Below are 14458 nucleotides of genomic sequence, written 5' to 3'. Positions count from 1 at the left end.
ATCAGTCCCGCTTTTCCTGTCCTCCGGCAGGCGGGCGTCCAATTTTTTTATTTTCTGTCAACTTTCGCCATTTCCGTCATTGCCTACCTGCGGCAGGCAGGTGAGGATGTACAATGTGATAATCTTTTTCTGAATTACGACAAAAAAGTATTTCCACTTCAATCGGGTTTGGATAACTTACATTTCTGCTAAAAAAAACCACCCCGCCCTTTGGGCACCCTTCCGAAGGAGGGGAATTGCAAGTCGCATAAAATGCAATTTAACTAAAACGAATTTTCAAACGCTAAAATTTGAAAGCTCATCAGCTAAGACAAAAAACTAGAGATGCTGAAATAAAACTCAGCATGACGATTGAGTGAAATACCCCTATTTCAACGCATCCAAAACCCTAAACAATTTTTTATTAATTCCGCTACCGTTATAATTATTTATGTTAATTACAACAACATATTTATTGCCCGAAGCGTCAGTATGATAACCTGCAAAGGCAGAAACATCATTAATGGTTCCGCTTTTGATTTTCATACCATTATACTCTGGCAAGCCCTTATAAAAATCGGTGAACCAATTTTCTTTTTGGATTTGGAATAAAATACTAGCCATTGCAGCAGTTGTAACCCTATCGCCCGGCGAAAGTCCGCTCCCATCAATAATATTCAAAGCAGATTTATCAACGCCTTTATTTGCCCAGAAATTAATTTCTGTTTCAGCACCTTTAGCGGTTGTCGCTGCCTTACCACCTTTTAACGCAATCGTTTTCAATAAGGTTTCTCCGTAAAGATTAACGCTCTTTTTCAAAAACCAGTAACTTATTTCACTCAATGTTGGAGAACTTATGGTATTTATTTTTTGCGTTACTATTGGAACAGTTTGTTTATTCAACTCCATCAATCTTGCAGTTGTAGCTTGTAATGTTGTAGAAATGCCTAATCGTTTTAATGTATCTTGTAAACGGTAAGCACAATCAAATGCCGGGTCGGGTAGGGCAACAGAAATGCCCGGTTTACCAATACCCATGCCCCAACTGCCTCGTAAATAGGCAACATTGCTATAGGGTGGCAAAAAAGCATAAGTTCTATCTTCACTACCAGATGCACCTGTTTTTAGTTCATTTACAATTTGAATATATGGTGTTTCGGGAACCGACTTTATTATTTTAACACCCTCAGCTGTGCTTGAACCTGGTTTTAAGTGGATATCAAATTGATTTTCTCTCCAAGCTAAGCCTGATGTTCCTGCACCATAATAATTGCCGATATCTTGCCAAACCCAGCCTTCAGGTGTAGTTTGGGTTCCAAAAATTCTATCATCTCCAATAATGGAACCTTCAATTTTTTTAATGCCTGCCGCTTTTATTGCCGCAACCCATTGATTTAAAACTGCATTTTCTCTGTTTTGATATCTCCACGAGCCTAAAGTAGGGTCGCCACTACCAGTAATAATTAAATTTCCTTGTAATGTTCCATCGGGCGAAATATTTCCTGAATAACCAAGGGTGGTTTGATACTGAAAATCTTTACCTAAAATGCTAAAAGCTGTTGCCGCAGTAATGGTTTTTAAAGTTGATGCAGTCGCCAAGCCAATCTGCTCGTTTTTTGCAAAAAGAACTTTTCCGGTATTAGCATCTAATACGCATAGCGAAGTAATGGCATGTTTTGCTTGTTCATCAGCCAGTAAGTTATTAAAAGCTTTCTCCAGGTTTTGGATTCGGTTTTGAGCAATACAATTTATTGACAGGAAAATTAAAAATGTGGCAAACTTTAAAAACTTCATTTTATAAAATTAAAGGAAATAAAAAAAGTGATGTGTAACAAACACATCACTTTTAAGGTTAAGCCTATAATGTTTTAAAACCTTGTAGGTTTAAAAAATTTATACCAATTCTTTTTGCAAAAGATATTCAGCGATTTGAACTGCATTGGTTGCAGCACCTTTGCGTAGGTTATCTGCAACAATCCAAAGGTTTAAAGCTTTGGGAGCCGATTCATCTCTACGAATACGGCCAACAAAAACCTCGTCTTTTTCATGTGCGTCTTTTGGCATTGGGTATTTTAAGTTCGCTACATCATCTACAACGATAATACCAGGCGATTTTTCTAAAATACTACGCACTTCAGCTAAATCAAAATCGTTTTCAAACTCAATATTTACCGATTCAGAGTGACCGCCCATTACCGGAATACGAACCGTTGTTGCGGTAACTTTAATGCTGTCATCGCTCATAATTTTGTTCGTTTCCTTAACCATTTTCATCTCCTCTTTGGTATATCCATTATCCATGAAAACATCAATATGAGGAAGAACATTTAAGTCAATTTCATAAGCATAAGCTTTTGGTCCATCAATCCCCTTACGCTCGTTCATTAATTGCTCAACAGCTTTAACGCCAGTTCCGGTAACGGATTGATATGTAGAAACCACTACACGTTTAATTTTATATTTATCGTGCAAAGGTTTCAAAACAACAACCATTTGGATGGTAGAACAGTTCGGGTTTGCAATGATTTTATTATCAATAGAAAGTTCGTGTGCATTAACTTCCGGAACGATTAATTTTATCGCCGGATCCATTCTCCACGCCGATGAGTTATCGATAACAGTTGTGCCTGCTTCTTTAAAACGTGGAGCATGCTCTAACGAAGTGTTGCCACCTGCAGAAAACAATGCGATGTCTGGTTTCATGCCAATTGCAGTATCCATGCTAACGATTGGGAACTTCTTACCCTTAAAAGTAATTTCCTTACCAACACTCTTCTCAGATGCTACGGGAATTAACTCTGTTAAAGGGAAATTTCTTTCCTCCAATACTTTTAACATTACGGTTCCAACCAAACCGGTTGCACCTACCACTGCTACTTTCATTTTAGTTTTTAATTTTTATATTTATTAAACATTTGATATAAGCCCAAATATGAAGAAAATTCTGCTTATATCCCTATTGTTATTCTCTAAAATTACATTTTCTCAGGTTACTGATTCTTTTACTGACGGTGATTTCTTTCAAAATCCACCTTGGAATGGCGATATTGCTTATTTTCAGATTAATAGTCAAAGCCAACTCCAGTCGAAAGGACAACAAATCGCATCGCAAACAATTTCTTTATCAACTGCTAATAAATTAAGTTTAGATAGCAGCTGGGAATTTTTTATTCAGCTTAATTTTAACCCAACATCTACCAACTTTGTACGGATTTATTTAACATCTGATAAGGAAAATTTAGAAGGAAGCTTAAACGGATATTTTGTGCAAATTGGCGAAACTGGTGTGAATGATGGATTTCATCTATATAAACAAACCGGAACATCAACTACAAAAATTATTAATGGGCCGCAAAAAGTAAGGGCGAATGCCAACTTGTTTTTAGCCAAAGTAAAAGTAACCCGGGATGCATCAGGAAAATGGAGTCTTTTTACGGATATTTCAGGAGGAAACAATTTTAACCTTGAGGGCTCGGCGACGGATAACACTTATAAAACTTCTGAATATGCTGGTTTTTATTGCAAGTATGCAACTGCGTCAAGGTATAATCAATATATTTTTGATGATTTTAAAATTGACGATTTAGTGCCAGATTTAATACCGCCAAGTTTAAAGACAGTTTCGGTTATCAATCCAACAACCTTAGAAGTTGCGTTTTCTGAGGCTTTGGATATTCAATCGGCAACCATGCCGGATAACTATTACTTGTCAAACAGTTATGCAACACCGATAAAAATTGAAGCTACAGCTTCGCAAAATATTTATCGGTTAATTTTTGAAAAAGTTTTAGAATCAGGAAGTTACAATCTACAAGTTAAAAATGTGGTAGATAAAAGAGGAAACTCACTTTTAGCAAATTCGAGTTTAAATTTTATTTATATCAAACCTTATACAGCTAAATATGGAGATGTAGTTATAAACGAGATATTTGCAAATCCAACTGGAAATCCCTCGCTTCCGCAAAGGGAATTTGTAGAAGTCTGGAATACGACCAATGAATATATTTTAACGCAAGGCTGGAAATATGCCGACCAGTCATCAACTTATACTTTCTTAATTGATACGATAAAACCAAATCAACATGTTATTCTTACTGCAAAAGCGGATGAGAGCTTATTTAAGCCGTTCGGCAAAACTATCGGATTATCTCCCTGGCCAAGTCTAAATAACGATAAAGATATTTTAACATTATCAGATAATACCGGAAATATAATTGACAAAGTCGCATACAGCGATACCTGGTATAAAGACGAAACAAAGAAAAAAGGTGGTTTCAGTTTGGAGCTTATCGACCCGAAGAATATTTGTAAAGGAAGTCAAAATTGGATTGCATCTGCCGATAATTTTGGCGCTACACCAGGCAAACAGAACGCTGTTTATGGTTCGCAAAAAACAAATGATATACTCAAACTTAGCTCAGCAAATATTTTAGATAGCATAACCGTTCAAATCGAATTCTCCAAAAGTATTGATAGCTTATCTGCTTCAATTGCTTCAAATTATGTAATAAATAATGGAGTTGGAAATCCAAAATCTGTAATTATCGAATCGCCAGATTTTAAGACAGTCACTATCCAATTTTTAACTGCTTTTACCAGAGGAATTGAAAATACTATAATCATTAATAATGTAACAGATTGTGCAGGAAGTTTAATAAGCCCAACCACAAATACTGCAAAATTATTTTTAGCAAAGAAGATAGAAAAGCATGACATTTTGATATCGGAAGTGCTGTTTAATCCTAGAGCAAATGGGGCAGATTTTGTAGAAATTTACAACCATAGCGAACATATATTAGATTTAAAGGATTTACAAATCGCAAATTTGGACACAAAAGGCTTGATTGCCAATGTTAAATCTGTTTCAAGCAAAAGCCTGTTCATTAAGTCCTCTAATTATTGGGTTATTAGTACGAATCCCGTAAATATTAAGCAGAATTATTTGGTTCAGCATCCAGATAATTTTATAGAATTACCTGCTATGCCTGCTTATAATAATGATAGGGGAAGCGTTATTATTTTAAGCAATAATGTGGTTATTGATAGATTAGATTATGATGCTAAAAGTCATCATCCATTAATAAATGATGAAGATGGAATATCAATTGAAAGGGTTTCTTTTAATATTGATGCAAATGCAGCAGGAAATTTTAAGTCGGCCGCTTCAACAGTTGGTTTTGCAACACCTACTTATAAAAATTCTCAGGAATATGCCGGAAACCTAAGTTTTGTAAAATTGAAAGGGAAAACTTTCTCACCTGATGGTGATGGATTTGAGGATATTTTGAATTTAGAATATCAGCTTGAAGATAATGCAAGTTTGGCTACTGTGAATGTGTTCTCAGATAAAGGTAGACTAATTAAAAAACTTTTAAAAAATCAAACTATTGCAACAGCCGGAAATTTAACTTGGGATGGATTAAGTGATAACGGCGAAAATGCCGCCATAGGAATTTACGTTCTGGTTTTTGATGTATTTGATCCGAAAGGGAATACCAAAAGATTTAAAACCACTTGCGTTTTGGCTGCAAAGCTGAATTAATTTTTAGGAATAGATTTCCGAAGTTTAATTACCAGGGGCAAATAAACTTCGAAAATCTAAAGATTATATCAAATTAGCTTTGATGTACTGGCAACTTGTTTTAACAGAATCAATTGGGTTTGGATTATAGTTTGTTTCATGTTCAACAAAAAAATGTTTCATGCCTGAAGTTTTAGCTTCTGCAAAAATGCTTTTAAAGTCAATCGAACCTTTTCCAACTTCGGTATTCCATTCTGGTTTTGCCTTGTCCATATCTTTAACGTGCCACATTGGGAAACGCCCAGGATATTTTTTAAACAAAGCTAATGGATCATTTCCAGAACGAACAACCCAATATAAATCCAATTCAAAATTTACTAAATTTTTATCTGTTTCTGTAAGATAAATATCGTAACCTGTTGTGTCACCTAATTTTTTGAATTCAAAATCATGGTTATGATAAGCGAACTTTAAACCAGAAGATTTAGCAATTTCTGCAACTTTATTAAAGGCATTTGCAACTTTCTTAAAGCCATCTGCACCTTGGTTTACATCAACATGCGCACCCGCTATAGTGAAATATTTTCCGCCAATAGCTGCTGCAGAATCAATGTCGGCCTTCAACTTATCCGTGCTTCCTGTTTTAAGGAAATCATCCATTCCATAATGACCACTAGGTGCCTTTAAGCCATTAGCCTCTAACAAGGATAAAAATTCTTTTGGTGTTAATCCCCAAAATTTTCCATTATAGAAACCATAAGTTTCAACCTCCTTAAAGCCAGCTTGAGCAACTTTTTCTATTACACCATTAACATCAGTCGGCAATTCTTTTCTTAAAGAATATAACTGCAAACCTACGTTCTTTGTAGCCTTATCAAATGCAAAAGATGGAAGGATTAAGGCCGCACCGGCTGCTAAACCAGCTTGCTTGATAAATGTTCTTCTCGAATTCATAGCTGAAGTTTTAGATTAGTTCTTTTTTAATGTATGCACAGCTTGCAGTAATTGAACCGATAGGATTTGGTTTGTAATTAGTTTCATGCTCAACAAAAAAGTGCTTCATGCCAGATAATTTAGCTTCAGCAAAAATGGCTTTAAAATCGATAGAACCTGTACCAACCTCAGCATTTAGCGCCGGGTTTGTTTTATCCATGTCTTTAACATGCCACATTGGGAAACGCCCCGGATTGGCAGCGAACAATTTTTTAGGATCGTTACCTGAGCGCACAACCCAATATAAATCCAATTCAAAATCAACTAATTCTTTGTCGGTATTGCTTAATAAAATTTCATAACCAGTGGTTTCACCTTGTTTTTGGAATTCAAAATCGTGGTTATGGTAAGCAACTTTAATGCCTTCTGCCTTACACATTTTACCTGCTTCATTTATTTTTAGAGCCAGGTTTTTATAATCATCAGCATTTTTTCTTAAAGATGGATCTAGCCAGGGAATAGTTAAGTAGCTCATTCCTAAAGCCTTTGCGGCAACAATAGCAGCTTTTAATTCTTCAGTATTTCCATCATTTAAATATGAACCTAGACCAAAGTGACCACTAACGGCTTTAAGTCCATTATCATCTAAAATCTTTTTGAACTCAGCTGGTGTTAAACCCCAAAACTGATCTTTTATAGAAAATCCATAGGTTTCTACTTCAGTAAATCCAGCTTTAGCTACTTTCTCTAAAGTTCCTTTAACGTCTTTTGGAAGTTCATCTCTAAGCGTATATAATTGTAAACCAACATTCTTTTTATCTGCCATGCAGGCAAATGATGGCACCAACAATGCGGCGGCAACGGCCATACTGCTGTTTAGGAGGAAATTTCTTCTTGATATCATAATTTTTTAAATATCGCAAATTGAAATGGCCTGTTTTAAGGAAGCCAATTTATCTGCATGTTTTGGAATAAACTCTTGCGCTACGAAACCTTTAAAACCTGTTTCAACTATAGCTTTCATTATTGCAGGGTAATAAAGTTCCTGCGTATCATCAATTTCATTTCTACCCGGAACGCCTGCCGTGTGATAATGTGCGATGTAATTATGATTGCTTTTTATTGTGCTTATTACATTGCCTTCATCAATTTGCATGTGGTAGATATCATATAAAAGTTTAAAATTTTCAGAATTTAAACGCTTACATAATTCAACACCCCAAGCCGTTGTATCACACTGGTAATCTTTATGGTTTACTTTGCTATTCAAAAGTTCCATAACGAGTGTTACCTTATGTTTTTCAGCGAGTGGAATCAGCTTCTTCAAACCTTCCACGCAATTATTCCAGCCTGTTTCATCATCTTTTCCTCTTCTGTTTCCGCTAAAGCAAATCAAATTTTTGTAACCTGCAGCAGCAACTAAAGGAATCATCTCCGTATAATTTTTAACTAACTGATCTTGAAACTTTTTATCGTTAAAGCCATCAACAAGGTTAATTTCTGCTCCATTGCACATACTCGAAGTTAAGCCGTGTTTTTTCAAAATTGGCCAATCTGCCGGTCCAACTAAATCAATACCTGTTATGCCTAACTTTTTTGCTTCAACACAAAGTGTTTCAACATCAAGGCTGCTGAAACACCAACGGCAAACCGCATGATTAATGTTTCCTTTCAATTTTGAATCTTGCTTCATAAAATCAGACTTCTCCAAAGCCAAAGCAGAAATACTACTACTAACGCCAATTGCGGCAGTACCAGCAAGTATGTTCTTTAAGGCTTTTCTCCGAGTGAAATTTGCTTTCATTTATATTGTTTCAGCTTCAACAGCCTTTGATTTATCATTAAATACTAAGGCAAAAAGTACAAATACAACTGCAGCAATACCCGCTGGGATAATCCATATCATTTTCCAATCCATAACGCCTTCAGCTGATTTATAGGCATCAGAAATTTTACCAGCAACTGCAAAGCCGATTAACATACCAACACCATAAGTAGCCAGGGTAATTAAACCTTGAGCAGAGCTTTTAAAACGCTCTCCGGCTTTTGAATTTGTATAAATTTGTCCCGAAACGAAGAAGAAATCATAGCAAACACCGTGTAAGGCTATACCTAAAATTAGCATAAAACTTAATTCACCAGCATTTCCATAAGCAAATAATGCATAACGAACTGCCCAGGCTAACATACCAACTAAAATGGTCATTTTAAAGCCGAAACGTTTGAAAAATATTGGGATAAAAAGCAAGAAAATTACTTCAGAAGCTTGTCCGATGGTCATTTTTCCTGTTGGATTATCAACGCCAATATCTGATAAGAATGGATTTGCATTCTGATAATAAAAAGCTAAAGGAATACATATTAAAATAGAAGAGATGAAGAAGATAAGGAAATTTCTATCCTTTAACATCTTTAAGGCATCCAATCCTAATACATCAGATATCGTAATTTTTTCTCCTGATACTTTTGGCGGTGTTTTAGGTAATGTAAAACTGAAAATACCCAACACTAATGAAACTATTCCGGCCATTAAGAAGGTATTTTTTAACAAGCCAGATTCGGTGCCTTCTTTTGAATCCCAATGGAAAAAATAGCTGATTAATAAACCCGCTGCAATCCATCCAATGGTACCCCAGATACGAATGTTTGCAAATTCCTTTTCAGGATCTTTCATTTGGTTAAATGATACTGAATTTACCAATGCTAATGTTGGCATAAATAAAATCATGTAACCTAAAACATAAGGATAAAATACGCTTATTTCGGTTGCATTGTACATTTGATACATTAATATTGCACCAATTATATGCAATACGCCTAAAATCCTTTCTGCATTGAAATATCTATCTGCTATTAAACCAACGATAAAAGGAGCGATGATAGCGCCCCAAGACTGAGTTGAAAATACTGCTCCGGTTTCTGCACCAGAAGCTTTTAAATTGTTACCTAGAAATGTTCCTAAAGTAACAAACCATGCACCCCAAATGAAGAATTCGAGGAACATCATGAAAGAGAGTTTAAAGCGTGTAGTGCTGTTCATTAGTTTATTTGGTTAATGATTAATTGTGAGATGGATGAGGTATGATGTAGGAGGGAACTGTAATTCACATTATACGTTTTCCCTCTTACATCATCCATATTTTAAAGTTCTTTAATTATAATGTTTTTATACCATACTTCATCGCCATGATCTTGCAATGCGATTTTTCCGGTTTTGAAAGTTCCCCAATCTTTCCAGGTTGCAAATTTGCTACCTGCAATAAGGGTTTTCCAGTTGTCATCCCATAAAGTTGTTTTAACAACTTCTACACCGTTTAAAATTAGGGTGAGCTTACCTTTTTTGCTGATGATTTCAGCTTTATTCCACTCACCAACAGGTTTTACAGGCTCTGATGAGCTTTTTACTAAATCATATAAATCACCAGCACGATGCTTGGTGATTTTACCATCTGGATGCCCATCGTTATCAAGAACTTGCATTTCTAATCCAGTTGAATAGGTTGCACCATATTTTGGAGCCTCATTGATGTAGAAAATTAAGCCACTGTTAGCTTTTGGTGCAACTTTCCACTCATATTTTAAATGGAAATCACCATATTCTTTATCGGTAACTAAATCGCCACCACCATCTTTACCTTTTGTTGCTAAGTCTAAATGCAAAGCACCATCTTGCACCTGCCATGCGCTACCAACTACAGTTTTATTGTAGGTATGCCATCCTTTGGTGGTTTTACCATCAAATAATGGTTTAAAACCTTTTTGAGCATTTGATATTTGAGTAACTGCTAAAAGTATTAAAGCAGATAAGAAAATTTTTTTCATGTTTTATAATTATTCTTCATTACGAAATTCAAATTATCTTTTAAAAGACAGCTTCGTTCCCCGCAATAACGGTTTTAAAAAATTAAAGAGTTAAGTTACCCCAGCCTTTACGGTATTCGCGTTTAACGAATTGATTAGCTTCATCAAAATTTGTAATCTTCATGTTATCATTATCCCAAAGCATTTTCATGTATCTGCCAGGATAAGTAACCTTACCATTTACAGTTTTTTGAATATCGAAACTTCTGATTGCAAGATTCGCCATTAAGAGTGCCTCGGTAAGCGGACCAGCAATTTCAAAAGGAGAACTAACTTCTTGCTTGCCATAACCGGCAATTGCCGCCTCTACCCATTGAGCATAGTGGCCGTTTGCACCATCTTTTACACGGGCGTATTTTTCTGGTACTTTGATGTCTTTGTTTCTGCTTAGCGGTAATAATTTTGGATTAGCGCTATAGGTTTCTGCCATCATTTTACCTTTTGTACCGATAAATAAGGTTCCATTACCGCCATCGCCAAAAGTTTCGTTTGCTTCTAATTCTGCCGGACGCTCAGGTTGAATACCTCCGTCCATCCAGTGCATAGTAACATCACCTTTGGTTTTATTGGTTTTTGGGAATTTTAAAGTAACGTGACTAGATGGAGGGCAGCTTTCGGGGAAATAGCCGCGTTTAAATTCATCAACATACACAGAGCCCACACTCGCTTCAACTTCCTTAGCATATTTTAAATTTAAAACGCTAAAAGGAGCTTCAATTAAGTGGCAACCCATATCACCTAAAGCTCCGGTTCCGTAATCCCACCATCCACGCCAGTTAAAAGGCACAAGTTTATCTACATAATCTTTATCCGGAGCGGTACCTAACCATAAATTCCAATCTAACTCTTTAGGTATTTCTGCTTTTGTAGTTGGCCATGGAATACCTTGAGGCCATACCGGGCGATTTGTCCAGGCGTAAACCGTATGTACATCGCCGATTAAACCTGCTTCGTACCATTCTTTCATTTGGCGAGGACCGTCGTTTGATGCACCCTGGTTGCCCATTTGAGTAACCACTTTATATTTTTTGGCCGCTGCAGTTAAAATGCGGGCTTCATAAATATCGTGGGTTAGTGGTTTTTGAACATACACATGTTTGCCCAATTGCATTGCTGCAAGTGTTTGTATGGCATGACTATGGTCTGGAGTGGAAACAGAAACTGCATCGAAATTTTTATGTTCTTTATCGAACATTTCGCGATAATCCTTATAATATTTAGCCTTTGGAAATGCTTTAACGCTTGCTGCGGCACGTCTGTCATCAACATCGCACAAAAATGCAATATCGGCTTTGCCGCTTTTTGCAAACATGGCAATATCGCTTTGGCCTTTACCGCCCGCTCCAATTCCAGCAACAAGCAATCTATCACTTGGTGCTAAAAAGCCTTTGCCACCTAAAACATGGCGAGGAACTATCATAAATGCAGCTGCCGCAACGGCGCTGGTTTTAATAAAATCACGGCGGTTACTCGTGCTTTTATTTTCTTGCTCTGTTTTCATTTTTCAATAGGGTTTGTTGGTTCAATTATTTTTTTCTCAACGATAAAATATATTTTGCCATCAACTTAGCATCTTCTTTCTTTAAAGTTGCATGTGCTGTCATTGGCATTGTTCCCCAAACTCCTGTTCCGCCTTTAATAATTTTATCAGCTAAGTAATTTACATTTTTTTCGGTATTTGCATATTTCTTTGCAACCTCAACGTAAGCCGGACCAATTATTTTGTTCGTTTTGTTGTGGCAACCTAAACAGTCTGATTTATTAATCAGTTTTTCTCCTGCTGATACTTGAAAAAATGCATGATTAGCAGCTACAGTAGTTGCAACGGCTTTTTCTTTCTCTAAATCTGCTTTCGAAAATGAGGCCATAAAAATGAATACAGCGCCCAAACCTAAAATTGTTTTTTTCATATTATTGTATTTGTGTGTTTTGCTATTTTACTGTAAACCTAAAATACTTTTGTTAAATGCAGCATCACTTCCAGATGCAGCAAAATCGTCAAAAGCCTTATCGGTTACATTTATTATATGTTTTTTAATAAATTCTGCGCCTTCTCTGGCACCATCTTCCTGATTTTTAATGCAACATTCCCATTCCATAACAGCCCATCCTTTAAAATCATATTGAGTTAATTTACTAAAAATCTTTTTAAAATCAACCTGGCCATCGCCCGGAGAACGATATCTTCCTGCTCGGTTTGCCCAACTTTGATATCCACCAAAAGTACCTTGTTTTCCTGTCGGATTAAATTCTGCATCTTTTACGTGGAAGGCTTTAATTCGCTCGTGGTAAAAATCTATATACTGAATATAATCTAGCTGTTGAAGTACAAAGTGTGATGGGTCATACAATAAGCATGCCCGAGGGTGATTATTTACTGCTGCTAAGAACATTTCGTACGTTTCACCATCAAATAAATCCTCACCGGGATGAATTTCATAGCAAACATCGACACCGCAATTATCAAATTCATTTAAAATTGGTGTCCACCTTTTAGCTAATTCTGCAAAACCTTCTTCAACCAATCCAGCCGGACGTTGTGGCCAGGGATGAAAATATTGCCATAATAGTGAACCACTAAAAGTTGCATGCGCATTTAAACCTAAGTTTTGAGATGCTTTTGCTGCATATTTCATTTGTTGTACAGCCCATTCTGTTCTTGCTTTCGGATTTTTATGAACTTCTTTCGGTGCAAAAGCATCAAATAAATCGTTGTAGGCAGGATGAACCGCAACTAATTGACCTTGCAAATGCGTAGAAAGTTCTGTAATTTCTAAACCATAAGAAGCAATTTTACCTTTCAATTCATCCGCATAAGTTTTGCTTTCTGCAGCTTTATGTAAATCAATAAATCTGCTATCAAGCGTTGGCATTTGAATGCCCTTAAAACCTAATTCTTTGGCCCATTCGCAAATACTATCTAAAGAATTAAATGGCGCCTCATCACTAATAAACTGTGCTAAAAATACAGCAGGTCCTTTTATTGTTGTCATTATTGATTAAATTTTATAATCCCACCATTTCTGGTCAGAGTTACTTGAATTGACTACATTTTCTATAAATGCCATTCCACGGATACCATCTTCTGTACCCGGAAAATCAAGCATTTCTTCGGTAGGTTTTTGATTATTCAGCTTAGCATCAACTGTTAAAGCAAAGTTTTTATAAATATTAGCAAATGCCTCTAAATAACCTTCGGGATGACCGCCTGGTGTACGAGTATTGTGTTTTGCGAAGCTACCCATGTAGCCATTACCTGTACGATAGATTTGTGCAGGCGCATCAAGCCACTTAACAATCATTGTATTTGGTTCCATTTGGTGCCATTCTAAACCACCTTTCTCACCATAAACTTTAATTTTAAGAGCATTTTCTTCGCCGGCAGCAACTTGCGATGCTACCAGAACACCATTAGAGCCATTATCAAATTTTAGTAAAACATTGCCATCATCATCAATTGCTCTACCAGGTACAACAATATTCAAATCAGCACAAATTTTCGTGATTTTTAAGCCTGAAATATACTCTGCAAGTTGTGCTGCATGTGTACCAATATCGCCCATGCTACCACTTTTACCAGTTTTGGATGGGTCTGTGCGCCACGCTGCCTGTGCATTACCTTCACGCTCTGATAATTTGCTTAACCAGCCTTGAGGGTATTCTACAACAATTTTACGTATTGCGCCAAAAGCACCTTCTTTAACCATTTGTTTGGCTTGTTTAACCATTGGATAGCCCGAATATGTATGGGTTAAGCACAAGGTTAATCCTGTTTCTTCAACCTTAGCTTTTAACTGTTTTGCTTCATCTAGGGTTAAGGTGATTGGTTTTTCTATAACAACATTGAAACCATGCTCTAAAGCCATCATTGCCGGAGCAAAGTGTGCAAAGTTTGGCGTAACGATGGTTACAAAATCAATTCTCTCATCAGCTGGTAATTCACTTTCCTTCTGCAACATTTCTTCATAAGTTTTATAAATTCTGCTGTCAGGTAGGAATAACATTTTACCAGATTCGTATCCAACCTCTGGATTTACACTTAAAGCACCCGCAGATAATTCTATTAAACCATCCATGTTTGCCGCAAGGCGATGTACAGCGCCGATAAATGCGTCTTTGCCGCCACCTATCATGCCCATTCTTAGTTTTCTTTGCATAACGATT

The 14458-nt window shown here is 36.4% G+C and carries 12 protein-coding genes; 1 reads left to right on the top strand and 11 read right to left on the bottom strand.

Going from position 1 to position 14458, the window contains the following annotated elements; translation table 11 throughout:
- Nucleotides 1–366: 366 nt before the first annotated feature.
- Nucleotides 367–1773 (bottom strand): D-alanyl-D-alanine carboxypeptidase/D-alanyl-D-alanine-endopeptidase, encoded by a 1407-nt coding sequence (dacB, locus tag LUA86_RS12925; protein WP_231463362.1) that lies wholly within the window; start codon nt 1771–1773, stop codon nt 367–369.
- A gap of 99 nt (nt 1774–1872) precedes the next feature.
- Nucleotides 1873–2862, bottom strand: coding sequence for an aspartate-semialdehyde dehydrogenase (locus LUA86_RS12920; protein ID WP_231463360.1), 990 nt, complete (start codon nt 2860–2862; stop codon nt 1873–1875).
- A gap of 49 nt (nt 2863–2911) precedes the next feature.
- On the opposite strand from LUA86_RS12920, the gene LUA86_RS12915 reads away from it, so the two are divergent.
- Complete coding sequence (locus LUA86_RS12915; protein ID WP_231463358.1) at nt 2912–5521, top strand: lamin tail domain-containing protein; 2610 nt, start codon at nt 2912–2914, stop codon at nt 5519–5521.
- A gap of 63 nt (nt 5522–5584) precedes the next feature.
- Here LUA86_RS12915 and LUA86_RS12910 read toward each other — a convergent pair whose 3' ends face one another.
- From LUA86_RS12910 to LUA86_RS12870, 9 genes are all read right to left on the bottom strand, one after another.
- Complete coding sequence (locus tag LUA86_RS12910; protein ID WP_231463356.1) at nt 5585–6454, bottom strand: sugar phosphate isomerase/epimerase; 870 nt, start codon at nt 6452–6454, stop codon at nt 5585–5587.
- A 10-nt stretch (nt 6455–6464) separates the two neighbouring features.
- A complete protein-coding gene (locus LUA86_RS12905) occupies nt 6465–7337 on the bottom strand; it encodes a sugar phosphate isomerase/epimerase (protein ID WP_231463354.1) in 873 nt (290 codons plus the stop codon).
- Nucleotides 7338–7343: 6 nt separating this feature from the next.
- Nucleotides 7344–8237 carry a hydroxypyruvate isomerase family protein gene (locus tag LUA86_RS12900; RefSeq protein ID WP_231463352.1) on the bottom strand — a complete coding sequence of 298 codons (894 nt, stop codon included), beginning with the start codon at nt 8235–8237 and terminating at the stop codon, nt 7344–7346.
- A complete protein-coding gene (locus LUA86_RS12895) occupies nt 8238–9473 on the bottom strand; it encodes a nucleoside permease (RefSeq protein WP_231463351.1) in 1236 nt (411 codons plus the stop codon).
- A gap of 101 nt (nt 9474–9574) precedes the next feature.
- Nucleotides 9575–10255, bottom strand: a complete 681-nt coding sequence (locus LUA86_RS12890; RefSeq protein WP_231463349.1) for a DUF1080 domain-containing protein — start codon at nt 10253–10255, stop codon at nt 9575–9577.
- A gap of 82 nt (nt 10256–10337) precedes the next feature.
- Nucleotides 10338–11795, bottom strand: coding sequence for a Gfo/Idh/MocA family oxidoreductase (locus tag LUA86_RS12885; protein WP_231463347.1), 1458 nt, complete (start codon nt 11793–11795; stop codon nt 10338–10340).
- Between the two features lie 25 nt (nt 11796–11820).
- Nucleotides 11821–12204, bottom strand: coding sequence for a c-type cytochrome (locus LUA86_RS12880; protein WP_231463345.1), 384 nt, complete (start codon nt 12202–12204; stop codon nt 11821–11823).
- A 27-nt stretch (nt 12205–12231) separates the two neighbouring features.
- Nucleotides 12232–13287, bottom strand: coding sequence for a sugar phosphate isomerase/epimerase (locus LUA86_RS12875; protein WP_231463343.1), 1056 nt, complete (start codon nt 13285–13287; stop codon nt 12232–12234).
- Between the two features lie 6 nt (nt 13288–13293).
- Nucleotides 13294–14451: a Gfo/Idh/MocA family protein gene (locus LUA86_RS12870; RefSeq protein WP_231463341.1), complete on the bottom strand. Its 1158-nt coding sequence runs from the start codon at nt 14449–14451 to the stop codon at nt 13294–13296.
- Nucleotides 14452–14458: the final 7 nt, after the last annotated feature.

The organism is Pedobacter sp. Leaf132 (assembly GCF_920984695.1).
In the GTDB taxonomy this organism is placed as follows: Bacteria; Bacteroidota; Bacteroidia; order Sphingobacteriales; family Sphingobacteriaceae; genus Pedobacter.
Note: the sequence above shows the minus strand (reverse complement) of the source record. Positions and strands in the feature narration are given on the sequence as shown.

Excerpts from the sequence above, each read along its gene's own strand:
- LUA86_RS12900 (WP_231463352.1), bottom strand. The coding sequence starts at position 8,237 with ATGAAAGCAAATTTCACTCGGAGAAAAGCCTTAAAGAACATACTTGCT.
- LUA86_RS12920 (WP_231463360.1), bottom strand. The coding sequence starts at position 2,862 with ATGAAAGTAGCAGTGGTAGGTGCAACCGGTTTGGTTGGAACCGTAATG.
- LUA86_RS12875 (WP_231463343.1), bottom strand. The coding sequence starts at position 13,287 with ATGACAACAATAAAAGGACCTGCTGTATTTTTAGCACAGTTTATTAGT.
- LUA86_RS12915 (WP_231463358.1), top strand. The coding sequence starts at position 2,912 with ATGAAGAAAATTCTGCTTATATCCCTATTGTTATTCTCTAAAATTACA.
- LUA86_RS12895 (WP_231463351.1), bottom strand. The coding sequence starts at position 9,473 with ATGAACAGCACTACACGCTTTAAACTCTCTTTCATGATGTTCCTCGAA.
- LUA86_RS12880 (WP_231463345.1), bottom strand. The coding sequence starts at position 12,204 with ATGAAAAAAACAATTTTAGGTTTGGGCGCTGTATTCATTTTTATGGCC.
- LUA86_RS12885 (WP_231463347.1), bottom strand. The coding sequence starts at position 11,795 with ATGAAAACAGAGCAAGAAAATAAAAGCACGAGTAACCGCCGTGATTTT.
- LUA86_RS12905 (WP_231463354.1), bottom strand. The coding sequence starts at position 7,337 with ATGATATCAAGAAGAAATTTCCTCCTAAACAGCAGTATGGCCGTTGCC.
- LUA86_RS12890 (WP_231463349.1), bottom strand. The coding sequence starts at position 10,255 with ATGAAAAAAATTTTCTTATCTGCTTTAATACTTTTAGCAGTTACTCAA.
- dacB (WP_231463362.1), bottom strand. The coding sequence starts at position 1,773 with ATGAAGTTTTTAAAGTTTGCCACATTTTTAATTTTCCTGTCAATAAAT.
- LUA86_RS12910 (WP_231463356.1), bottom strand. The coding sequence starts at position 6,454 with ATGAATTCGAGAAGAACATTTATCAAGCAAGCTGGTTTAGCAGCCGGT.
- LUA86_RS12870 (WP_231463341.1), bottom strand. The coding sequence starts at position 14,451 with ATGCAAAGAAAACTAAGAATGGGCATGATAGGTGGCGGCAAAGACGCA.